We start from the raw sequence: 19,702 nt of genomic DNA on the forward strand, positions 1-19,702 counted from the left end.
CGCCGTCGTGCACGCACGCAGACCGACACCGACATCGACGAGAGGGACGACCCATGACCGGTACGACGACGTACCCGGCCTCGCGAGCCCGCGACCGCCGGACCACCGCGCCGCTCGCCCTGCTGGCAGCGCTGACGACGCTCGCGCTCGTGCTCGCCGCGGCGCTCCAGGCGCCCGCAGCGCGCGCCGCCGAGGGATTCACGCCGACCGAGGTGGTCGGCGCCGGCACGACCTGGCGCTACCTGGACGACAACACCGACCCCGCTGCGGGGAACGCGGACCGGACCGTGTGGGCCGACCCGGCGTTCGACGACGCGGCGTGGAAGACCGGCCGGCCGGGCTTCGGCGCGGTCAACGGGACCGCGAGCGGCATCGGCGGCGGCCACACCATCACGACCCTGCTCGACTACTGGATCACGCAGACGCCCAAGGTCGTCGTGCCCGCCTACTTCTTCCGCACGACCGTGACCCTCGACGAGGCGACGCTCGACGAGATCACCGGCCTGCGCGGGACGCTCGTCTACGACGACTCCGCCACCGTGTACGTCAACGGCGAGCGCGTCGCCGGGTGGGGCGACTCGATGATCACCCGAAACCTGCAGTACCAGGACAAGGCCGGCGCGACCGCGCCGCTGCGCGAGACGCTCGTCGTCCCCGCCGACGTGCTCGTTCCGGGCGAGAACACGATCGCGGTGGAGATCCACCAGTGCAACGCGACGAGCTCGGACGTCTTCTTCTCCCTCGCGCTCTCCACGACCGACGACCCGTCGATGCCGTTCCCGCAGGACGTCCTCGACCGGACCTACGCGTCCGACGCGACGCCGTCGGCCCCGACCGGGCAGGACTGGTTCACCTGGATGCTGCGCGGGTTCGCCGACCTGCGCGCGAACCACCCGGAGATCCTCTCGCCCAACGAGCCCGGCCAGCCCACGAGCGCCAACGACCTCGGCTCGCTCGCGCGCAACAACGCCTACGTCGCCGGGGACCTGCAGGTGCAGCGTGCCCTGACCGACGGGCGGGGCTCCGCCTACGAGACCATGGCGGACGCGCTCGGCAGCGAGCTCGGGCCGATCTACCGCGACGCGCTCGCCGACGGCCGGCTCCCCAAGACGAAGGCCCTGCTGTCCGGGCGCGTCGAGAAGTCGGTCGGCAACCACGAGCCCGCCAAGGCCGCGTACGACTACAAGCGCCCGTTCGTCCGCCTCGGCTTCACGTCCGCCGGCGGTCACGTCAACGCGTTCGAGTCCTCCGGCAGCTACGAGGGGCTGCGCAACAACGGCTCGTTCCCCAGCGGGCACACCAACCACGGCTACGCGCAGGGCACCGTGCTCGCCACGCTCCTGCCGGAGCTCGCGCCGCAGATCCTCGCGCGGGCGTCCGAGTACGGCGACAACCGCCTGGTCACCGGCTTCCACTACCCGCTCGACGTCATGGGCGGCCGCATGACCGGGCAGAACATCGCGCAGCTCCGGTGGTCCGACCCCGCGTTCCGCGTGCTCCTCGAGCAGGCCCGGACCGAGCTCGTCACCGTGCTGGAGCGAGCGTGCGGCGACGAGATCGCGGTGTGCGCGCAGGACCAGGTGCCCTACCTCCCCACGGACCAGGCCCTCGCGGTCTACGACCAGCGCCTCACGTACGGGTTCCCGCGCGTCGGGGAGGCGGGCCGGGAGGTCCAGGTGCCCGCCGGCGCCGAGGACCTGCTGCGCACGGCGTTCCCCGACCTCACGGGCGACCAGCGCCGCCTCGTGCTCGCCGCGACCGCGCTCGACTCGGGCTACGCGCTCGACGTCGCGGGCGAGGCCGAGTGGCAGCGCCTCGACCTCGCGTCCGCCATGGCGGCGGACGTCGTCGTGAACGCCGACGGCACGCTCACCGTGGACGGCGAGGTCGTCGGCGAGCCGACGGCGCCGCTCGTCGACGTCGAGACGTCCGCGCGCTGCCTCGCCGGCGCGCCCTACGTCGCGGTCCGCGCCCGCAACCTGTCCGACGGCGTGCTCGCCGTCGCGCTCGTGACCGGCGCGGGGGAGAGGACCTTCGCCGCGGTGGCCGCCGGCGCGAACGCGTACCAGTCGTTCGCGGTGCGGGACATGGAGACGGGGGCGGACGTGCCCGTGACCGTCACGGCGACCGGTCCGGGCGGCACGACCCAGGCGGTCACGCGGGACGTCGTCGTCCCGGCCTGCGGCTGACGCACCGACCCGGGAGGCAGCCTGCGACACAGCGGGACGAGCCTCCCGGGTCACGTCCCGGGCGCCTCCGGACCAGGTCTCCCGGTCGACAAGCTGCCTGGCGTCCCGTCGACGTCTCGGGCACGCTGGTGCCCCCACCGACGACGGAGGCGCAGTGACCGAGGAGTACCAGGGCAAGCCGGCGACGCACGCGGAGACGCCGCAGGAGTGGCGCGCGTGGCTCGCCGCGCACCACGACGACCCGGAGCCGGGGGTGTGGCTGCTCACCTGGCGCCGCGAGAGCGGTCGCGCGACCTACGGGTACGAGCCGTGGATCGAGGAGGCGCTGTCCTACGGCTGGATCGACGGCCAGGCCGCGACGGTCGACGCGGACCGGCACGCGCTCTGGTTCACGCGCCGCCGGCGCGGCAGCCGCTGGACCCGGCTCAGCAAGGAGCGCGTCGCGCGCGTCGAGGCGGACGGGCGCATGACCGACGCCGGCCGCGCCGTCGTGGAGGCGGCGAAGGCCGACGGGTCGTGGACGCGGCACGACGACGCCGAGGCCCTCGTGGTGCCCGACGACCTCGCCGCGGCGCTCGCCGAGCGACCCGGTGCCCGCGAGCGCTTCGACGCGTTCACGCCGGGCGTCCGGCGCTCGATCCTCGGCTGGATCGTCGAGGCGAAGCGACCGGAGACCCGTGCGCGCCGGATCGCGGAGACCGCCGAGCAGGCCGAGCAGGGCGTCGCGGCGCACCAGCCGCGCCGCTGACGCCCGTCAGCTCGGGACGCTCGACACCCCCACGTGCGCCGTGGTGAGGTCGGGGCCCTCGACGAGGAGCACGAGGGTGCCGTAGCCGTCCTCCGGCGTGAAGCTCCGGTCGGCGAACCGCGATCCCTCGGGGACCTCGACCACCGACGTGTCCTGGAGGAGGGGGCCCGGCTCTCGGACCATGGTGAGCTCCTGCGCCAGACCCTCGCGGTGGGGTCGGGGTCGTCAGGAGAGGTCCCAGAGCAGCCGGTAGTAGGCGATGCGCTCGGGGTCCGGGTCGACGCCGTAGCCCGCGTAGACGTGGCCGTCGTACCCGGGTCCGTAGTTCCACTCCGTGCTCCAGGCCGCGACGGCGAGGTCGGCCCAGCGGTCCGCGACCCCGAGCGAGCCGAGGTCGACGTGCGCGGCGAACGAGCCGTCGTCGTGCAGGAGCGTGTTCGGCACGCACGCGTCGCCGTGGCACACGACGAGACGGTCGACGGCCGGGGCCGCTCCGAGCCGGGCACGTGCTGCCGCGACGCCCAGGCCGCGGTGCTCCGGGAACCACCCGTCCGGGCCGTCTCCGCGGGCCAGGCGCGCGTCGGCGTTCGCCACGCGGTCCTCGACGGCCCACGTGAACGGGCACGAGGCGACGGGCAGCGCGTCGTGCAGCGCGCGCAGCCCCCGCCCGATCGCGACCGCGGCGGTCGCCGGGTCCGCGACCCAGCGCGGCTCGACCGCCGACCGTCCCGGGACGGCGCGCGTGACGAGCCAGGCGCCGTCGTCGTCGGAGCCCTGGGCGAGGACGCGCGGGACCGGGGCGCGGTCGCCGACCCAGGCGAGACGCTCCGCCTCGCCCGGGAGGTCGATCTCGGGCGTCCCGGCGGCGACCCACTTGGCGAACCGGGTGCCGTCGGCACCGTCGAGCCGGAAGGTCAGGCCGCCGAGCTCGTTGCGCCACACGGGAGTGAGGACGTCGTCGCCCGCGAGCGCGCGGACGGCGTCGGGCACGACGACGTGGCCGGTCGGGACGGCGGCGAGCGGGGGGCGGGTCATGCGCGCGATCCTCGCACGACGCCGGCCGACGCATCAGGAGCCGGGCCGCCGCCCTCCCTCCGGACGGGGGCGCGGGACCCCGACGGCGGGAGCACCCTGCCGGTCCTGCGACGACGGAGGGAACGACGATGACGACCGTCCTCACGACACTGCCGACCTGGCCCCGCGTGCGCCGCGGCGCGAACGGGCACCCGGTCCAGACGCTCCAGCACCTGCTGCGCCACCGCGGGCACGAGCTCGCGGTCGACGGGCTGCTCGGGCCGCGCACCGAGGGCGCCGTCCGCGCCTTCCAGGACGTGGCCGGCCTCGACGTCGACGGCGTCGCGGGCTCGGCGACGTGGGCGGCGCTCGTCGTGGTGGTGCGCCGGGGGAGCGTCGGCGAGGCCGTGCGCGCGGTACAGCGCGAGGCCGTCGCGCGCGACCTGTCCGGCGGACCCGACCCGGTGCTCACCATCGACGGGCAGCTCGGCCCCCGCACCGAGGCGTGGGTGCGCGGCTTCCAGGACGCGCTGCACGCGGGCTTCCCGGAGGTCGCCGTCGACGGCGTCGTCGGGCCCGTGACCTGGCGCTGCCTCGTCAGCGGGATGTTGTCGCACTGACCTCGGGCGCCGGTGCGGGCTCGGGCTGGGCACGGTCGAGGAGCGCCTCGCACACGGCGAGCAGGCGCTCGCGCAGCACCGCACCGCGCTCGGCGAACTCGCGCTGGTGGCGCACGTACTCGGCCTTGCCCTCGGGCGTCTCGATCGCGACGGGGTCGAGCCCGTACGACGACACGTCGTAGGGCGACGCCTGCATGTCGACGACGCGGACGTCGCGCGCGAGCTCGAAGCAGTCGAGCACGAGGTCGCCGGGGACGGCGGGGGTGAGCTTGAGGGCCCACTTGTAGAGGTCCATGGTCGCGTGGAGGCACCCGGGCTGCTCCAGGGCGGGCTGGGTCTCGCGCGTCGGCTGCAGGCGGTTGAGCGGGCCGGCCTCGGGCGTGAAGAAGCGGAACGCGTCGAAGTGCGAGCACTGCACCGGGTGGGACTCGACGACGCGGTCGGTGCCGGCGTGCCCGAGGCGGAGCGGGAGCGGGTGGCGGTGGTCGCGGCCGGTGGCCCGGTCGCGGTAGACCATCGCCCACTCGTGCAGCCCGAAGCACCCGAACCGGCCGGGCCGCGACGCGGTGGCGGCGAGCAGGGCGCGCAGGTAGCGCACGGTGTCGCCGCGGTCGGCGACGAACGCGTCGGCGTCGAGCGTCAGGCCCTCCGGCGTCTCGCGGTACCACCGCCACGCGGCGCGCGCCGCGTACGGGTCGGCGGGCTCGTCGTCGGGCCGGGGTGCGGTGCCGGGGGCGCGCACGTGGCCCGTCGGCCGGGCGAGCACGACGCCGGGGCCCGGGTGCCAACGGCGGAGCTGCGCCGGGCGCGTGGGGTAGTAGGTGAAGAGGAAGTCCTCGATCGCGTGCTTCTCGCCGAGCGGCTTGCGCTCCCGCCACCCGGCGGTGAACGCGTCGGCGCGCTCCGCGTGGGCGCGCTCGCGCGCCGTCCAGTCCTCCGCCGCGAGCACGACGGGTGCGGCGACGGGGGTCGTCGAGGCGGTCGCGGTGGCGGTCGGGGGCACGGTTCCAGGGTACGAGAGCGCCGGGGGTCGCCGACGAGCCCGCCGACGAGACGCGTTTCACCCGGGCGGGCATTTTCCCGATGTGGGCAGGACCGGGAAGAATGCTCGTGAACGTGCTGTGAAGACCCGGCGCGTCCGCGCGGCCGACCACCGTCGACCCGCCACCCGAACGACCGATACGCGCGGCGAGGCCGCGGAGGAGCACCATGTCGCAGCCGCCCACGGCACCGCAGGACCCGTACCAGTTCGACCCCTACCGCCCGCACGGCGCGGACCCCGCGCAGCAGGCGCCGTCGCACGACGCCTGGGCGCCGCAGGGCGAGGCGCCGACGCAGCCGTACGGCTCGGCGGACGACGCGTACGCCGCCCCGGGCTACGGCGCGGCGCCCGAGCAGGCTCCCTACGGTGCGGGCCAGGCGCCCGCGTACGGCGCGGACCAGCAGCAGGCGTACGGCCAGCCGACCGGGTACGGCCAGCCGTACGGCGACGCCGCGCAGCAGCCGTACCCGCAGCCGTACCCGGACCCCGCGCAGCAGGCGTACGGCCAGCCCTACGGCGACCCGGCGCAGCAGCCGTACGGCAGCCCCTACGGGAACGGCTACTCGGCGTACACCGCGCCCGCCCCGTCGACGAGCACGATCGCGATCGTCGGGTTCGTCCTCGCGATCCTGGGCTTCCTCGGGAGCTGGATCCCGTTCGTCAACATCTTCGCCGCGCTGCTCGGCATCACGGGCGTCGTGCTCGGGTTCGTCGGGCTGTCCCAGGTGAAGCAGGGCAGGTCGGGCAAGGGCTTCTCGATCACGGCGATCGTCCTCGGCGTGCTGTCCGTCCTCGCGACGATCCTCATGTGGGTGGTCTTCGTCGTCGCGGCGAACGAGGCCTCGACGCAGTACGAGCAGACGCTGTCCGAGATCCAGGAGGACTCTGACCGGGCGTTCGGCGAGGCGACGGAGGACGTCCTCGCCAACGACCTCGGCGTCGAGTTCGGAACCTTCGAGGGCACGGCCGACGAGTACGGCTGGGTCGAGTCCGCGCTGCCGGTGACGTTCACCAACACGTCCGACGAGCCCCTCACGTTCGACATCGACGTCGACGCGGTCGCCGCCGACGGCACGGTGATCGAGAGCGACTGGGCCTACTCCGAGACCCTGGAGCCGGGCGCCTCGGAGACCGTCGAGATCTTCGACGTCATCGACGCCGAGAACCTCGAGGCCATGAAGACGGCCACGTTCGAGGTCACGCAGGCGAGCGCGTACTGATCCACCCTGCGGTCCCGGTCCGGCACGGTGCCGGACCGGCTTGGCACGAGAGCGGAGAAACGACGTGACCTACCCGACGTGGGGAGACCAGGGAGCCCAGCACCCGAGCTCCTTCGCTCCGCCGCCCCCGACCGCACCCGGCGCGGGCCCAGGAGTGCCGGGGCACGGTGGGCCGGCCCCGACGTGGCCGGCCCAGGCCGCGCACCCGTCTGCTCCCTACGGGGCGGGGTTCGCGCCGAGCAGCGGGCCGCCGCCGCGGCCGCCGGCCGGTAACGGGTCCGCGGTCGCGGCGCTCGTCGTCGGGATCGTCGCGCTGCTCCTGTGCCTCGTGCCCGTGGTCAACGTCGTGGCCGGGATCCTCGCCCTCGTCGCCATCGGACTGGGCATCGCCGGGCTCGTCCGCGCGGGTCGGGTGCCCCGAGGGACCGGCACGGCGATCGCAGGACTGTGCCTCGGTCTCGTCGCGGGACTGGGGTCGATCGTGTCGACGGTCGCCTACGCCGCGATGCAGCCCGCCGAGGTCACCTGGGTCGACACCGCCGAGAGCGCGACGACGACTCCGGAGCCCGACGTCGTGACGTCTGACGGCGCGGAGACGCCGGGCGACGATCCGGCGGCGTCGCAGCCGCTCCCGGTCGAGGAGCCGGTGACTCCGGCGCTGCCGGCCGTCGGCACGCCGGTCCGTGACGGGGACTTCGAGTTCGTCGTCGGCGGGATGGAGTGCGGGGTCATGCGCGTGGGTGACGACTACTTCTCCGAGACACCGCAGGGTCAGTACTGCATCGTGTCCCTGACCGTCACGAACGTGGGCGACTCCGCGCAGACGTTCTTCGGGAGCAACCAGTACACGGTGAACGCGGCGGGCCAGGAGTACTCGGCGGACGACGTCGCGGGGCTCTACCTCGGCGACGACGTCCAGTCGTGGATCGAGCCCGTGAACCCGGGCAACTCGATCTCGCCGCGCGTCGTCTTCGACGTGCCCCTCGACGGTGCGCCGGTCAGCATCGAGCTCCACGACTCCGCCTTCTCCGGCGGGGTGCTCGCAGCGCTCGGATGACGACCCTGCCCGCTCCGCGACACGACGACCCGAACCACCCGAAGGGCTCACCGTGAGCAGCGACCCTGGCGAGCGCCGCGCGCCGGCCTGGGGGACCGCGCCCGAGGCCGGACCCGCCCCGACGAGTGCGTCGACACCTGCTGCGGCACCAGGCCCGGCCCCGGGTGGCGATCCGCACGCCGGGACGGACGGCGGGTCGGGGGAGCCCGCTACGGGCTCCGGCCACCGCAGGCGCTGGTCGTGGACGACGGCCGCGCTCGTGGCGGCGACGCTCGGCGTCCTCCTCGTCGTCGCCGTGCTCGCCACCGAGGCGGTGACGGCGCGGCGCGGCTGGGCGCACGTCGGGGGCCTCTACGCGGTCGCGGGTGCCGCGGTGGTCGCGGTGGGCGCGGTCGTGTGGTGGCGCGGCACGCGCGGCGTGGTGGGCGCGACGCGCGCGCTCGTCGCGCTCCTGGCGGGCACCGTGGTGCTCACCGCGTGGGTGACGGTCGACGTCATGACGGCCGGCGGTCCGGGTTACGGTCCTGGCAGCTCGCTGCGCGGGTACCCGTTCGGCGGCGGCTACGACGAGGGGCCCGAGATCGGCGCTGCCTCGGACCGGGTCTGGTACGGGGAGTCGGTGCGCTACGCGGACGGACTGGTGGTCGCGGTGTCCGCCCCGCAGCCGTACACCCCGACCGAGGACGCCACCAAGCGGGAGGACGACTACCCGCACGCGGTCCGCCTCCGCGTGCGGGTCACCAACGGCACCGGGCAGGAGATCGACCCGGACGGGCTCGAGCTGCAGCCCGTGTCGGGCGGCCTCGTCGCTCGCACGGTCTACGACTACGCGCCCGAGGTCCTGCTCGACGAGCCGGACACGATCGCCCGGGGGACGAGCGCCGAGTGGGACCTCGTCTACAACGTGTACGACCCGGAGGACGTCGTCGTCGGGGTCGAACCGACCTGGGCGAACTACGCGGTGGCCGTGTTCTCCTGGTGACCCGCGCGCGGGGCGGTGCGCCGTGCGTCACTCCGTGCGGTCGAGGTACTCCTGCGCGAGGCGCTTCGGGGCGCGCGCGAGCCAGGCGTCCTGCAGCAGCTCCTCGAGCTCCGGCACGGCGACCTGGTCGAGCCGCGCGAGGACGATCGGGTACCCGTCGAAGTGGCTCGTCGTGAGGAAGACGGCGGGGTCGTCGCCGAGCAGGGCCGCCTTCTCGCCCTCGTCGGCGACGCGGAACGCGACGGGCGGCTCGGCGGGTGCGGCGTCGCCGAGCTCGTCGAGGTCCCTCGTGCGCAGCGGCCGCTCCCAGACGAACAGCTTGCCGTGCACGGTCCACTGCCGCGGACCCTTGAGGTCCGTGTCCGGCAGCACCGCCACGATCCGCGCGACGTCCTCCCACGAGGCCATGCCTCCACGGTAGGCCGCTGGTCGACGACGGACCAGAGGGTCGGCGGCCAGGCCGGGCCGGGGTGCGTCAGTAGGGCGCGACCTTCCCGAGCGGCGGGAAGATCTCGTCGAGCTCGGCCAGGTCCTCGGCCGTGGGCGCCCAGGCCCCGGCCGCGGCGTTCTGCCGCACCTGCTCGGGCTTCGTCGCGCCGGCGATGACGCTCGACACCTGCGGGCGCGACAGGAGCCACCCGAACGCGACCTGGACCTCGGTGATGCCGCGCACCTGGCAGAACGCGCCGAGGCGCGCGAGCGCCTCCCAGGGCGCCGACTCGAGGAGGTGCGGCTTGGTCCGGACGAGGCGGCCGTCGTCGGGCCGCGCGCCGTGCGCGTACTTGCCCGTGAGCAGGCCGTTCGCGAGCGGGAAGTAGGGGAGCACCCCGAGCCCGTACGCGGCCGCGGCGGGCAGCACCTCGAGCTCGGCCGCGCGGTCGACGAGGTTGTACTGGTTCTGCGCGGACACGAAGCGCACGGTCCCGGCGCTGCGCGCGGTGAACTCCGCCTCCGCGATCTGCCATCCGGCCCGGTTGGAGTGCCCGACGTAGAGCACCTTGCCCGCGCGCACGAGGTCGTCGAGCGCCGCGAGCGTCTCCTCGATCGGGGTGCGCGGGTCGGGCGTGTGGAACTGGTAGAGGTCGATCCGGTCGGTGCCCAGGCGGCGCAGCGAGTCCTCCACGGCGCGCACGACGTAGCGCCGCGACCCGCGGGCGTCGAAGTCGTCGCCCGCCGTGCCGCGCATGGACATGCCGAACTTCGTCGCGACCACGACGTCGTCGCGGCGCGACCCGAGCGCCTGGCCGAGCAGCTCCTCGCTCAGCCCGGGGCGGCCCCCGTACGTGTCGGCCGTGTCGAAGAACGTCACCCCGGCGTCGAGCGCGGCGTCGACGACGGCGCGCGTCCCGTCGAGCGTCTCGGTCGCCGTCTGCGGGCGGCCGAAGTTGTTGCAGCCCAGCCCGACGGCGGAGACGGCCAGGCCGGACCGGCCGAGGCGGCGCAGGGCGGGGCGGGGAGCGGTTCCGTCGTTCGCAGTCGTCATGCGGCGACCCTACGACGCGCCGCGGGCGGTCGTGACCGCGGACGCGCGCGCCGCGACGGCCGCGAAGAGCCGTTCGAGCGGCCCCCGCCCGAGCGCCCAGCGCCACAGGGTCGCGACCGCGAGCGTGGCGAGCACGAGGGCGAGGAGGGGACCGTTCGTCGTCTGCTCGTAGGCCGCGTCGCCCCACGCCCACAGCACGACGATCTGGGCCGAGTAGACCGTGAGCGCCATCGCGCCGACCGCCGCGACGGGCGCCAGGACCCAGCGCCCGACCCGGCCCGCGAACAGGCACAGACCCAGCACCGCGACGGCGAACCCGCCCGAGCCCACGACCTCCGGCAGGGTGTCGGTGTGCGGGCCGGCGAGCCACAGGTACGCGCTCGTCGGCCACGGGTCGGACCAGCCCAGGGGTTCGGGCCGGAACGTGCTCGACCACGCCGCGGCGGCGTCCTCGACGGCCTGTGCCCCGCCGAGGGGTCCGGTCATCGTCGCCGAGAGCCCGTACCCGATGCCCAGGGCGAGCAGCCCGCCGCCCACGAGCCCGACGCGCGTCGCGGTCGAGGACAGGTCGGAGCGTCCGATCGCGATCCCGACCAGCACGTATGCCATCCACACGACCGCGGGGTAGTGCCCGGACGCGAAGAAGTCGGTCAGCGCTCCCGACCCGTCGTCGGGCAGGTGCAGCCCGGCGCGCGCGAGCACCTCGGGGAGCCAGTACGCGAGCACCGGCCCGACCACCGCGACCGCTCCGGCCAGCACGAGCAGGTCGCGGCGGCGCCAGCGCAGGAACGGCAGCGCGAGCACGAAGTACGCGGCGTAGAAGCCGAGGATGAGCAGCACGCGCGTGCCGAGCAGGTCCAGCAGGCCCACGAGCCCGAGGAGCATCACGGCGCGCACGAGGATGCGCGTCCGGGTCTGCAGCGCGGGCAGCCCGTCGAGCGGCGTGCGCCCGCCCGAGACGATCGCGAGCGACACCCCGGCGACGAGCGCGAAGAGGATCGACGACCGCCCGTGCGACAGCGAGAGCCAGCCGGCCACCTCGCCGAAGTCGTCGGAGGTGTACCCGACGTGCGCGGTGAACATCCCGAGGACCGCGATCCCGCGCGCGACGTCGACCCCCGCCACTCGACCCGGCCCGCCGAGCAGGAGGGCGGCGTGCCGCCGCGCGAACCCGAGGGAGGGGCGAGCGGGTTCGCCAGGGGCGGGAGTCGTGCCGGTCGCGGCCGTCATGGGGGGATTGTCCGCGCGCGGGCGCGCTCCCACCCGGCCGCCACGCCGGAGCGGACGGCGGTGCGACCCCGCGCGGACCGCGCGCCCAGAGTGTGAGAACGGGGTCGAGAACGATGCACGTCCGGCCTACGGTGCGGGTATGACGCACACCCCACACGGCGCCGACGCGGCCGCCGAGCACCACGCCGACGCCCCCACCGGGGCCGGGAGCGACCCCGCGCAGGAGTCCGAGTCGTACACGCACGGGCACCACGAGTCCGTGCTGCGCTCGCACCGGTGGCGCACCGCCGAGAACTCGGCCGGGTTCCTCCTGCCGCACCTGCGCGCGGGCATGAGCGTCCTCGACGTCGGCTGCGGCCCGGCGACGGTCACCGTCGACCTCGCCGACCGCGTGGCCGGGGGACGCGTCGTCGGGGTCGACGCGTCCGAGGCCGTCCTTGAGAGCGCGCGCGAGCTCGCCGCCCAGCGCGGCACCGCGAACATCACCTTCCAGCACGCGAACGCGTACGAGCTGCCGTTCGCCGACGGCACGTTCGACGTCGTCTACGCGCACCAGCTCCTCCAGCACCTGTCCGACCCGATCGCCGCGCTGCGCGAGATGAAGCGCGTCGCCAAGCCCGGCGGGCTCGTCGCCGTGCGCGACGCCGACTACGCCGCCATGACCTGGTACCCCGAGTCCCCTGGCCTGACCGAGTGGAACACGCTCTACCACGAGGTCACGCACGCGTACGGGTTCGAGGCCGACGCCGGCCGTCGCCTGTTCTCCTGGGTCCAGGACGCCGGGTTCGACCTCGACGGCATCGTGCCCAGCGCGAGCACGTGGTGCTACGCGACCCCGGCCGACCGCACCTGGTGGGGCGGGCTCTGGGCCGAGCGCTGCGTCGCGTCGAACTTCGCGGTGCAGGCGAAGGAGTCGGCGCTCGCGGACGACGTCGCGCTCGAACAGCTCGCGCAGGACTGGCTGCGCTGGGCCGAGGAGCCCGCGGGCTGGTTCGCGGTCCTCAACGGCGAGGTCCTCGCCCGCGCGTGAGCGCGGTCGCGACACGGTCCCGCGCGGTCGCGCGGGCGCAGGCCGGATAGCCTGGGCCCGTGCGCATCGCGAGATTCACCACCGGAGACGACCCCCGCTACGCCCTCGTCCAGCAGGAGGGGGATCGCACGTACCTCGCGGTCCTCACGGGCGACCCGCTCTACATGCCCGTCACGCCGACGGGCGAGCGCATCGAGCTGGGCGACGGCGTCCGGCTGCTGGCGCCGGTGATCCCGCGCTCCAAGGTCGTCGCCGTGGGCCGCAACTACGCCGACCACGCGAGGGAGATGGGCAACGACGTCCCCACGAGCCCGCTGCTGTTCCTCAAGCCGAACACCTCGGTCGTCGGTCCGGACGACCCGATCGTCCTGCCCGACTTCTCGCAGGAGGTGTCCTACGAGGCCGAGCTCGCGGTCGTCATCGGCCGGCTCGCCAAGGACGTCTCGCCCGAGGCCGCGCCCGGGTACGTGCTCGGGTACACGGTCGCGAACGACGTCACGGCGCGCGACGCCCAGCGCACCGACGGGCAGTGGGCGCGCGCCAAGGGCTTCGACTCCGCGTGCCCGCTCGGCCCGTGGATCGACACCGACATGAACCCCGAGGACGTCGGCGTGCGCAGCCGCGTCAACGGCGAGGTGAAGCAGGACGGCCGCACGAGCGACATGATCTTCGACGTCCCCTTCCTGGTGTCGTACATCTCCGAGGCGATGACCCTCCTGCCCGGCGACGTCATCCTCACCGGCACGCCCGCCGGCGTCGGCCTGGTCGACGTGGGCGACCGCGTCGAGTGCGAGGTCGAGGGCATCGGCGTCCTGAGCAACCCGGTCGTCCGACGCCACTGACCCTGGGACGCGCCCCGGGTCGTACGGTCGTGCGCGGAGGGGCCGGGGCGCCGTCGTGCCGTGTGCCGCGCCGGACTGAGACGACGACGCGGGTGACGCCGGACGCCCGGGCGACGCACGGCGTCGGGCAACTACGCTGGGCACCGTGATCCCCGCACCTGGTTCCTCGCCCGTCCGCGTCCGCTTCTGCCCGTCCCCGACCGGGACGCCGCACGTCGGGCTCATCCGCACCGCGCTGTTCAACTGGGCCTACGCGCGGCACACGGGCGGCACGTTCGTGTTCCGCATCGAGGACACCGACGCCGCGCGCGACAGCGAGGAGAGCTACCAGCAGCTCCTCGAGGCGCTGCGCTGGCTCGGGCTCGACTGGGACGAGGGCGTCGAGGTGGGTGGCCCGCACGAGCCGTACCGGCAGTCGCAGCGCGCGGACATCTACCAGGACGTCATCGCGCGGCTCGTCGAGGGCGGGTACGTGTACGAGTCGTTCTCGACCCCCGAGGAGTCCGACGCGCGCAACGCCGCCGCAGGCGTGAAGACCAAGGGGTACGACAACTTCGACCGCACCCTCACGGACGAGCAGAAGGCCGCGTTCCGCGCCGAGGGCCGCGAGCCCGTGCTGCGCCTGCGCATGCCGGACGAGGACATCACGTTCACCGACCTCGTCCGCGGCGAGATCACGTTCAAGGCGGGCTCGGTCCCGGACTACGCGCTCGTGCGCGGCAACGGCCAGCCGCTCTACACGCTCGTCAACCCGGTCGACGACGCGCTCATGGGCATCACGCACGTGCTGCGCGGCGAGGACCTGCTGTCCTCCACGCCGCGCCAGATCGCGCTGTACCGGGCGCTGCTGGAGATCGGCGTCGCGCAGGTGATGCCGGAGTTCGGCCACCTGCCGTACGTCATGGGCGAGGGCAACAAGAAGCTCTCCAAGCGCGACCCCGAGTCCAACCTGTTCCTGCACCGCGAGCGCGGCTTCACGCCCGAGGGCCTGCTCAACTACCTCGCGCTGCTCGGCTGGTCCATCTCGCCGGACCACGACATCTTCACCGTCACCGAGCTGGTCGAGGCGTTCGACGTCCACGACGTGCTGCCCAACCCGGCGCGCTTCGACCTCAAGAAGGCCGAGGCGATCAACGCGACGCACGTGCGCCTGCTCGCGCCGGAGGACTTCCGCGACCGCCTCGTCCCGTACCTGCACGCGGGCGGGCTCGTCCCGGCGGACTCGTTCGCCGACCTGTCGCCGCGCAACCAGGAGATCCTCACCGCGGCGGCGCCGTTGGTCCAGGAGCGCATGGTGCTGCTCGGGGAGTCGGTCGGGATGCTCGGCTTCCTCTTCACGGCCGACGACGCGCTCACGGTCGAGGAGGACGCGCGCGGCGCCCTGCGCGAGGACGCGAAGGACATCCTCGCCGCCGCGATCGCCGCGCTCGACGTGCTGCAGGACGGCGAGTTCGTCACGGCGGCCATCGAGGAGCGTCTGCGCGACGCGATCGTCGAGGGCATGGGCGTCAAGCCGCGTTTCGCGTTCACGCCGCTGCGCGTCGCGCTCACGGGCCGCCGCGTCTCGCCGCCGCTGTTCGAGTCCATGGAGCTGCTCGGCAAGGGCTCGACCTTGGAGCGCCTCGTGCGCCTGCGGGACGCGCTGTGACCGACCCCGGTGCCCCGGCGACGCCCGCGACGCTCGAGGGCGTCCTGTTCGACGTCGACGACACGCTCGTCGACACGCGCGCCGCGTTCGCGGAGGCGATCGCCGCGGCGTCGCGCGTGTGGCTCCCGCACCTGCCCGAGAGCCGGTACGACGAGGTCCTCGCGCTGTGGCGCGCCGACCCGAACGGGCACTACCGCGCGTACACGCGCGGCGAGGTCGACTTCGACGCGCAGCGCATGGCGCGGGCCAACGAGCTCCAGGCGACGTTCGGCGGCGAGCTGCTCGACGACGCCGCGTACGTGGACTGGAAGGACCTCTTCTGGGGCACGTTCGAGGCCTCGTGGGCAGGGTTCGAGGACGCGCGCCCGGTCGTGGACGCGCTCGTCGCGGCGGGGGTCCGCGTGGGGTCCCTGACGAACGCGCGCGTCGAGCTGCAGACCCGCAAGCTCGCCGCCGCGGGCCTGCCCGACGTCCCGCTGCTCGTCGGGGTGGACACGCTCGGGTTCGGCAAGCCCGACCCGCGCGTGTTCGCCGAGGCGTGCCGCCGGCTCGGGACCGACCCGGCCCGCACGGCGTACGTGGGCGACGAGCTCGACGTCGACGCGCGCGCCGCGCGGGCGGCCGGCCTCGTCGGGGTCTGGCTCGACCGACCCGGCACGCGCCGCGGCGGCCCGCACCCGGAGGACCCGACGTCGGCCCGCGCGTCGGGCGTGCACGTGGTCCACGCCCTGGTCGACCTGCCCGCGACCCTCGGCATCGCCGTCCACTCCCGCGCCGAGGCCTCCACGCCGAGGTAGAGCCCTGGTCCGCGCGAGGTAGAGCCCTGGTCAATGACCAGGGCTCTACCTCGCGTGACCAGGGCTCTACCTCGCGCCACCACGGTTCTCGCTCGCGTGACCAGGGTCCTCCGCCGACGGGGACCTATCAGGTGAGGAGCAGGACGCCGACGAGGGCCGTCGTCGTGACGAGGAGCGCCGACAGCCCGCCCAGGACGAGCGCGCGCCGCCCCGTGCGCAGCAGGTACGGGACGTCCACGCCCAGGCCGAGCGCGAACATCGCGGCGACGAACGCGAGCGTCGTCGCGGTCGCGAGCACGGCGAGCAGGGGTGCCGGCACGACGCCCAGGCTGCGCAGCGCCACCGCGGCCACGAACCCGACGACGAACCACGGCACCGGCGCGACCCGCGGTGGGGTCGCGTGCGCCGTCGTCCCCGAGGCGTCGCCGTGGAGGGCGCCGGTGGAGCCGACCCGGGCGAGGGCCGCGCGTCGGGCCCCGCGGGCCACGACGACGCCCGCGACGGTGACGAGCGGGGCGAGGAGGGCGACGCGCGCGAGCTTGGCGACCGTGGCGGTCGCGAGGGCGGGGTCCGAGATGGTCCCGGCGGCCGTGACGACCTGCGCGACCTCCTGCACGCTCGCGCCGATCCAGAGCCCGGCCTGGTCGTCGCTCAGCCCCACCACCGACGCCAGCCAGGGCAGCGCGACGATCGCGAGCGTGCCGTAGACGGTGACGAGCGCGAGGGACGCGGCGACGCCGTCGTCGTCCTCGCGGACCTGCCCGGGGGTGCGTCCCGGACCGGCGACGACGCCCTGCATCGCCGAGATCGCCGCGGCCCCGCACACCGAGAACCCGGTCGCGACGAGCAGCGAGGTGACGCGCGGAACCCGCAGCGCGCGACCGAGGGCGAGCGTCCCCGTGAAGGTGACGAGGAGGGTCGTCGTGACGACCACGAGGCCGCGCCAGCCCAGCGCGAGGACCTCGGGGACCGAGAGCTGGAAGCCGAGCAGCACGACGCCGGTGCGCAGGACGACGCGGGACGTCCACGCGACCCCGGGCCGGGTCGCCGCGACGGTGGCTCCGCCACGCCGGGTCCTGCCCACCCGGCCCAGGACCGGTGCGACGAGCGCGCCGAGCACGAGCGCGACGACGAGCGGGGAGATCGTCGGGACGAGCCGCGCCCCGAGCAGCACGAGGACCGTCGCCCCGGCCACCAGCACGAGCCCGGGCAGCAGCGCACGGGAGCCCGCGGCGCGGCGGGACGCGCTCGCCGTCGCGACGGGAGGTGGTGCGGTGCGGGCCGTGCGGGGTGCGGGAGGTGCCATGCTCACGAGCCTGCTGCGTGCGGCGAGGCCGCGGAAGGGCGATCTGCCTCGCAACCCATAGAGTGGTCCTATGGCCCAGACCTCTCGCGACCGGACCTCGCTCTCCGCGCTCGAGCTGCTCGTCGCGACCGACTCGCACGGCTCGATCAGCGCTGCGGCGCGGGCGCTCGGGGTCGCCCAGCCGACGGCGTCGGCAGGCCTGCGCGCGCTGGAGCGCCGCCTCGGGCTCGAGCTCCTCGAGCGCACGACGCGCGGCTCGCGGCTCACGGAGACGGGCCGCGCGACCGCCGCGTGGGCGCGCGAGGTGATCGAGGCGTCGGACCGCTTCGAGACGTCGGTCGCGGCGCTGCGCGACGCCCCGGCCGCCCGGGTCCGCGTCGCGGCGAGCCTCACGGTCGCCGAGTACCTGGCTCCCCGCTGGCTCGCGCGCCTGGCGCTCGAGGGGTCCGGCCCCGGCGGGGGAGCGCCGGACGTCGAGCTCGTGGTGCGCAACTCGCGCGAGGTGACCGACCTCGTCCTCGACGGCGCCGTCGAGCTGGGCTTCGTCGAGAGCGCGACGCTGCGCCGCGGGTTGCGCAGCCGCACCGTCGCGCACGACCGGCTCGTCGTGGTCGTCGGGCCGGCGCACCGGTGGGCACGGCGGAGCGCGCTGCGGGTCGACGAGCTGCTCACGGGCGGCCTGGTCGTGCGCGAGCGCGGGTCGGGCACGCGCGAGACGCTCGAGCGCGGCCTCGCGGCGGTCGGCGAGCGCCTGCCCGACCACCTGCCCTACCTCGGCTCGACGGCGGCGCTGAAGACCGCCGTGCAGCACGGCGGTGCCGTCGCGGTCCTGTCGAGCCTCGCCGTCGCCGACGACGTCGCGCGCGGCGCACTGGTGCGGGTCGCCGTCCCGGGGCTCGAGCTCGACCGTCGCCTGCGCATGGTGTGGAAGGACGGCACCGCGCTCTCGTCCGCCGCGCGCCGCATCGCCGCCGCGGCGGCCGTCTCGTCGGGCTGACCCTGGTCCCGCGGGCGCGACGAGGTCCGTCAGCGCACCGACGCGTCCCAGCGCCAGCGCGTGCGGTGCGGCCTGCCGGGGAGCTCGCCGCGCCCGGTCGCCCACAGGAGCAGGAGGTCGGGGTCCTCCTCCGCTCCCGGGTCGACGTCCGGGAAGAGGCGTGTGAGGACCCTCGGCGCGAGGCCCGCGGGGAACGGCACGTGTTCGCCCGCGAGCCCGAGCACGACGTCGTGGCCGTGCACGAGGACCTCGGCGACCCCCATCGCCGCGAACCCCGCGGCGTCGGAGGTCCCGTAGGGGTGAAAGGCGCGCGCTGCCGCCGGACGGGTCTCGGCGAGCGTCGCGAGGAGCTCGCCGCCGCCGAGCAGCGCCTCGGCCAGGCCCGCCGTCCCGGCCGCACGGTCGACGTGCGCGATCTCGTCCTCCCCGCGCGGGCCGACGAGCGGGACGTACGCGAGGCGCGGGAGCGCGGCGAGCTGGAGGGCGTAGGCGAGCAGGTCGTCCACGACGTGCTCCGCCGTCGTCCAGCACGACCACCGCACCGGGCCGGCCTGCGCGTCGAACGCCGAGGCGGGGTGCCGGACGAGGTGGTCCGCGAGCCAGCGCGCCGCCGTCCGGACGTCGTCGCCGGTGACGGCCTCCGGGGCGCGGTGGCCGGCGCGGCCCGGGCGCGTGCTCACGCGCTGCCCGGGGCGGCGAGCACGTCGGCCCGCCAGCACTCGGCGAGGTACGGGAGGTCCACCCGGTCGCGCCCCGCGAGGTCCGGGTGGGTCGCGACGAGCTCGTCGATCTCGCCGAGCAGCTCCTCGCGGCGCGCGTCGGGGAGCGTCAGCAGGTAGCTGCGCGACGCGGCGAGCGGGCGGAGCGACGACGTCGGGACGCGGTCGGCCCACGGCACCGTGCGGTGGTCGGGCGGGGTGAAGAGCTGCTCGGCGAGGACGGGCTCGCGGTAGCTGCGCTCGAGGGTGTCGCCACGGTGGATGATCTCCGTGAACCGGCCGACCCAGTCGACCGCGCTGTCCCGCACGTTCCACACGATGCCGAGGCGCCCGCCGGGGCGCAGCACGCGCGCGATCTCGGGCTGGGCGGCGGGGGAGAACCAGTGCCAGGCCTGCGCGACGAGCACGGCGTCGACGCTCGCGTCGGGGAGCGGGATCGCCTCGGCCGAGCCGGGCAGCGCCCGTGCGTCCGGCACGGACTCCGTGAGGCGCGCGCGCATCGCGTCCGAGGGCTCGACGGCGACGACGTCCAGCCCGCGGGCGACGAGCCGCTCGGTGAGCTTCCCGGTGCCCGCGGCGAGGTCGAGGACGCGCCGCGCGCCGTCGGGCAGGAGCCAGTCGACCGCCTCGTCCGGGTAGGAGGGCCGCGTGGACGCGTACTGGGCGGCCCCCTGCTCGAACGACGCGGCGCGGTCGGCACGCGAGCCGGGATCGGGGGAGTCTCCTGTGCTCATGCCCCGACGGTGCCAGACGGCGGCGCCGCGCGTCGACCCGGAGG

At 75.1% G+C, this 19,702-nt stretch carries 20 protein-coding genes; 11 read left to right on the plus strand and 9 right to left on the minus strand.

Annotated elements, in window-relative coordinates:
- Positions 1 to 53 precede the first annotated feature (53 nt).
- Entirely contained in the window at positions 54 to 2,189 is a 2,136-nt protein-coding gene (locus tag ABRQ22_RS05575) for a phosphatase PAP2 family protein (RefSeq protein ID WP_353708847.1), read from the plus strand.
- 154 nt (positions 2,190 to 2,343) lie between these two features.
- Positions 2,344 to 2,937 (plus strand): YdeI/OmpD-associated family protein, encoded by a 594-nt coding sequence (locus ABRQ22_RS05580; RefSeq protein ID WP_353708848.1) that lies wholly within the window; start codon positions 2,344 to 2,346, stop codon positions 2,935 to 2,937.
- A 6-nt stretch (positions 2,938 to 2,943) separates the two neighbouring features.
- Here the strand turns inward: ABRQ22_RS05580 and ABRQ22_RS05585 are convergent, their stop codons facing one another.
- Together ABRQ22_RS05585 and ABRQ22_RS05590 are read right to left on the minus strand one after the other, a co-directional pair.
- A complete protein-coding gene (locus ABRQ22_RS05585; protein WP_353708849.1) occupies positions 2,944 to 3,120 on the minus strand; it encodes a hypothetical protein in 177 nt (58 codons plus the stop codon).
- A 42-nt stretch (positions 3,121 to 3,162) separates the two neighbouring features.
- Positions 3,163 to 3,972, minus strand: coding sequence for an aminoglycoside 3'-phosphotransferase (locus ABRQ22_RS05590; RefSeq protein ID WP_353708850.1), 810 nt, complete (start codon positions 3,970 to 3,972; stop codon positions 3,163 to 3,165).
- A 128-nt stretch (positions 3,973 to 4,100) separates the two neighbouring features.
- Between ABRQ22_RS05590 and ABRQ22_RS05595 the strand changes: the two genes are divergently transcribed.
- Positions 4,101 to 4,571, plus strand: a complete 471-nt coding sequence (locus tag ABRQ22_RS05595) for a peptidoglycan-binding protein (RefSeq protein WP_353708851.1) — start codon at positions 4,101 to 4,103, stop codon at positions 4,569 to 4,571.
- Here ABRQ22_RS05595 and ABRQ22_RS05600 read toward each other — a convergent pair.
- Entirely contained in the window at positions 4,549 to 5,520 is a 972-nt protein-coding gene (locus tag ABRQ22_RS05600) for a 3-methyladenine DNA glycosylase (RefSeq protein WP_353709504.1), read from the minus strand. The genes ABRQ22_RS05595 and ABRQ22_RS05600 overlap by 23 nt on opposite strands.
- 260 nt (positions 5,521 to 5,780) lie before the next feature.
- Between ABRQ22_RS05600 and ABRQ22_RS05605 the strand changes: the two genes are divergently transcribed.
- The 3 genes from ABRQ22_RS05605 to ABRQ22_RS05615 all read left to right on the plus strand — a co-directional run bounded on the left by ABRQ22_RS05605 (position 5,781) and on the right by ABRQ22_RS05615 (position 8,872).
- A complete protein-coding gene (locus tag ABRQ22_RS05605) occupies positions 5,781 to 6,833 on the plus strand; it encodes a DUF4190 domain-containing protein (RefSeq protein ID WP_253050558.1) in 1,053 nt (350 codons plus the stop codon).
- 64 nt (positions 6,834 to 6,897) lie between these two features.
- Positions 6,898 to 7,890 carry a DUF4190 domain-containing protein gene (locus ABRQ22_RS05610; protein WP_253050556.1) on the plus strand — a complete coding sequence of 331 codons (993 nt, stop codon included), beginning with the start codon at positions 6,898 to 6,900 and terminating at the stop codon, positions 7,888 to 7,890.
- A gap of 52 nt (positions 7,891 to 7,942) precedes the next feature.
- On the plus strand, positions 7,943 to 8,872 hold the full coding sequence (locus ABRQ22_RS05615) for a hypothetical protein (RefSeq protein ID WP_253050554.1): 930 nt from the start codon (positions 7,943 to 7,945) through the stop codon (positions 8,870 to 8,872).
- A gap of 27 nt (positions 8,873 to 8,899) precedes the next feature.
- On the opposite strand, the gene ABRQ22_RS05620 is transcribed toward ABRQ22_RS05615, so the two are convergent.
- The 3 genes from ABRQ22_RS05620 to ABRQ22_RS05630 all read right to left on the minus strand — a co-directional run bounded on the left by ABRQ22_RS05620 (position 8,900) and on the right by ABRQ22_RS05630 (position 11,585).
- On the minus strand, positions 8,900 to 9,280 hold the full coding sequence (locus ABRQ22_RS05620) for an MmcQ/YjbR family DNA-binding protein (protein ID WP_253050552.1): 381 nt from the start codon (positions 9,278 to 9,280) through the stop codon (positions 8,900 to 8,902).
- A gap of 67 nt (positions 9,281 to 9,347) precedes the next feature.
- The gene (locus tag ABRQ22_RS05625; protein ID WP_253050550.1) at positions 9,348 to 10,355 is read right to left on the minus strand and encodes an aldo/keto reductase; all 1,008 of its coding nucleotides are present in this window, start codon (positions 10,353 to 10,355) and stop codon (positions 9,348 to 9,350) included.
- Positions 10,356 to 10,364: 9 nt separating this feature from the next.
- Positions 10,365 to 11,585 carry a heparan-alpha-glucosaminide N-acetyltransferase domain-containing protein gene (locus ABRQ22_RS05630; RefSeq protein WP_353708852.1) on the minus strand — a complete coding sequence of 407 codons (1,221 nt, stop codon included), beginning with the start codon at positions 11,583 to 11,585 and terminating at the stop codon, positions 10,365 to 10,367.
- Between the two features lie 139 nt (positions 11,586 to 11,724).
- On the opposite strand from ABRQ22_RS05630, the gene ABRQ22_RS05635 reads away from it, so the two are divergent.
- From ABRQ22_RS05635 to ABRQ22_RS05650, 4 genes are all read left to right on the plus strand, one after another.
- Entirely contained in the window at positions 11,725 to 12,615 is an 891-nt protein-coding gene (locus ABRQ22_RS05635; RefSeq protein WP_253050546.1) for a methyltransferase domain-containing protein, read from the plus strand.
- Between the two features lie 59 nt (positions 12,616 to 12,674).
- Positions 12,675 to 13,457, plus strand: coding sequence for a fumarylacetoacetate hydrolase family protein (locus tag ABRQ22_RS05640; protein WP_353708853.1), 783 nt, complete (start codon positions 12,675 to 12,677; stop codon positions 13,455 to 13,457).
- Positions 13,458 to 13,602: 145 nt separating this feature from the next.
- Positions 13,603 to 15,105 carry a glutamate--tRNA ligase gene (gltX, locus tag ABRQ22_RS05645; RefSeq protein ID WP_353708854.1) on the plus strand — a complete coding sequence of 501 codons (1,503 nt, stop codon included), beginning with the start codon at positions 13,603 to 13,605 and terminating at the stop codon, positions 15,103 to 15,105.
- Positions 15,102 to 15,902, plus strand: a complete 801-nt coding sequence (locus ABRQ22_RS05650) for an HAD family hydrolase (RefSeq protein WP_353708855.1) — start codon at positions 15,102 to 15,104, stop codon at positions 15,900 to 15,902. The genes gltX and ABRQ22_RS05650 overlap by 4 nt, the downstream gene beginning before the upstream one ends.
- 127 nt (positions 15,903 to 16,029) lie before the next feature.
- On the opposite strand, the gene ABRQ22_RS05655 is transcribed toward ABRQ22_RS05650, so the two are convergent.
- A complete protein-coding gene (locus ABRQ22_RS05655; protein ID WP_353708856.1) occupies positions 16,030 to 17,208 on the minus strand; it encodes a putative sulfate exporter family transporter in 1,179 nt (392 codons plus the stop codon).
- Positions 17,209 to 17,278: 70 nt separating this feature from the next.
- Here ABRQ22_RS05655 and ABRQ22_RS05660 point away from each other — a divergent pair, with 70 nt between their 5' ends.
- On the plus strand, positions 17,279 to 18,205 hold the full coding sequence (locus tag ABRQ22_RS05660; RefSeq protein WP_353708857.1) for a LysR family transcriptional regulator: 927 nt from the start codon (positions 17,279 to 17,281) through the stop codon (positions 18,203 to 18,205).
- A 29-nt stretch (positions 18,206 to 18,234) separates the two neighbouring features.
- Here ABRQ22_RS05660 and ABRQ22_RS05665 read toward each other — a convergent pair whose 3' ends face one another.
- The gene (locus tag ABRQ22_RS05665; RefSeq protein ID WP_353708858.1) at positions 18,235 to 18,885 is read right to left on the minus strand and encodes a hypothetical protein; all 651 of its coding nucleotides are present in this window, start codon (positions 18,883 to 18,885) and stop codon (positions 18,235 to 18,237) included.
- A complete protein-coding gene (locus tag ABRQ22_RS05670; protein WP_253050532.1) occupies positions 18,882 to 19,658 on the minus strand; it encodes a class I SAM-dependent methyltransferase in 777 nt (258 codons plus the stop codon). Before ABRQ22_RS05670 ends, ABRQ22_RS05665 begins: the two co-directional genes overlap by 4 nt.
- Between the last annotated feature and the right edge of the window lie 44 nt (positions 19,659 to 19,702).

It is taken from the genome of Cellulosimicrobium sp. ES-005 (assembly GCF_040448685.1).
Lineage (GTDB): Bacteria > Actinomycetota > Actinomycetes > Actinomycetales > Cellulomonadaceae > Cellulosimicrobium > Cellulosimicrobium cellulans_G.

Bases quoted from the DNA above. Each gene is read 5' to 3' on its own strand.
- ABRQ22_RS05575 (WP_353708847.1), top strand. From the start codon at position 54: ATGACCGGTACGACGACGTACCCGGCCTCGCGAGCCCGCGACCGCCGG.
- ABRQ22_RS05585 (WP_353708849.1), bottom strand. From the start codon at position 3,120: ATGGTCCGAGAGCCGGGCCCCCTCCTCCAGGACACGTCGGTGGTCGAG.
- ABRQ22_RS05590 (WP_353708850.1), bottom strand. From the start codon at position 3,972: ATGACCCGCCCCCCGCTCGCCGCCGTCCCGACCGGCCACGTCGTCGTG.
- ABRQ22_RS05595 (WP_353708851.1), top strand. From the start codon at position 4,101: ATGACGACCGTCCTCACGACACTGCCGACCTGGCCCCGCGTGCGCCGC.
- ABRQ22_RS05605 (WP_253050558.1), top strand. From the start codon at position 5,781: ATGTCGCAGCCGCCCACGGCACCGCAGGACCCGTACCAGTTCGACCCC.
- ABRQ22_RS05620 (WP_253050552.1), bottom strand. From the start codon at position 9,280: ATGGCCTCGTGGGAGGACGTCGCGCGGATCGTGGCGGTGCTGCCGGAC.
- ABRQ22_RS05625 (WP_253050550.1), bottom strand. From the start codon at position 10,355: ATGACGACTGCGAACGACGGAACCGCTCCCCGCCCCGCCCTGCGCCGC.
- ABRQ22_RS05630 (WP_353708852.1), bottom strand. From the start codon at position 11,585: ATGACGGCCGCGACCGGCACGACTCCCGCCCCTGGCGAACCCGCTCGC.
- ABRQ22_RS05635 (WP_253050546.1), top strand. From the start codon at position 11,725: ATGACGCACACCCCACACGGCGCCGACGCGGCCGCCGAGCACCACGCC.
- ABRQ22_RS05655 (WP_353708856.1), bottom strand. From the start codon at position 17,208: ATGGCACCTCCCGCACCCCGCACGGCCCGCACCGCACCACCTCCCGTC.
- ABRQ22_RS05660 (WP_353708857.1), top strand. From the start codon at position 17,279: ATGGCCCAGACCTCTCGCGACCGGACCTCGCTCTCCGCGCTCGAGCTG.
- ABRQ22_RS05670 (WP_253050532.1), bottom strand. From the start codon at position 19,658: ATGAGCACAGGAGACTCCCCCGATCCCGGCTCGCGTGCCGACCGCGCC.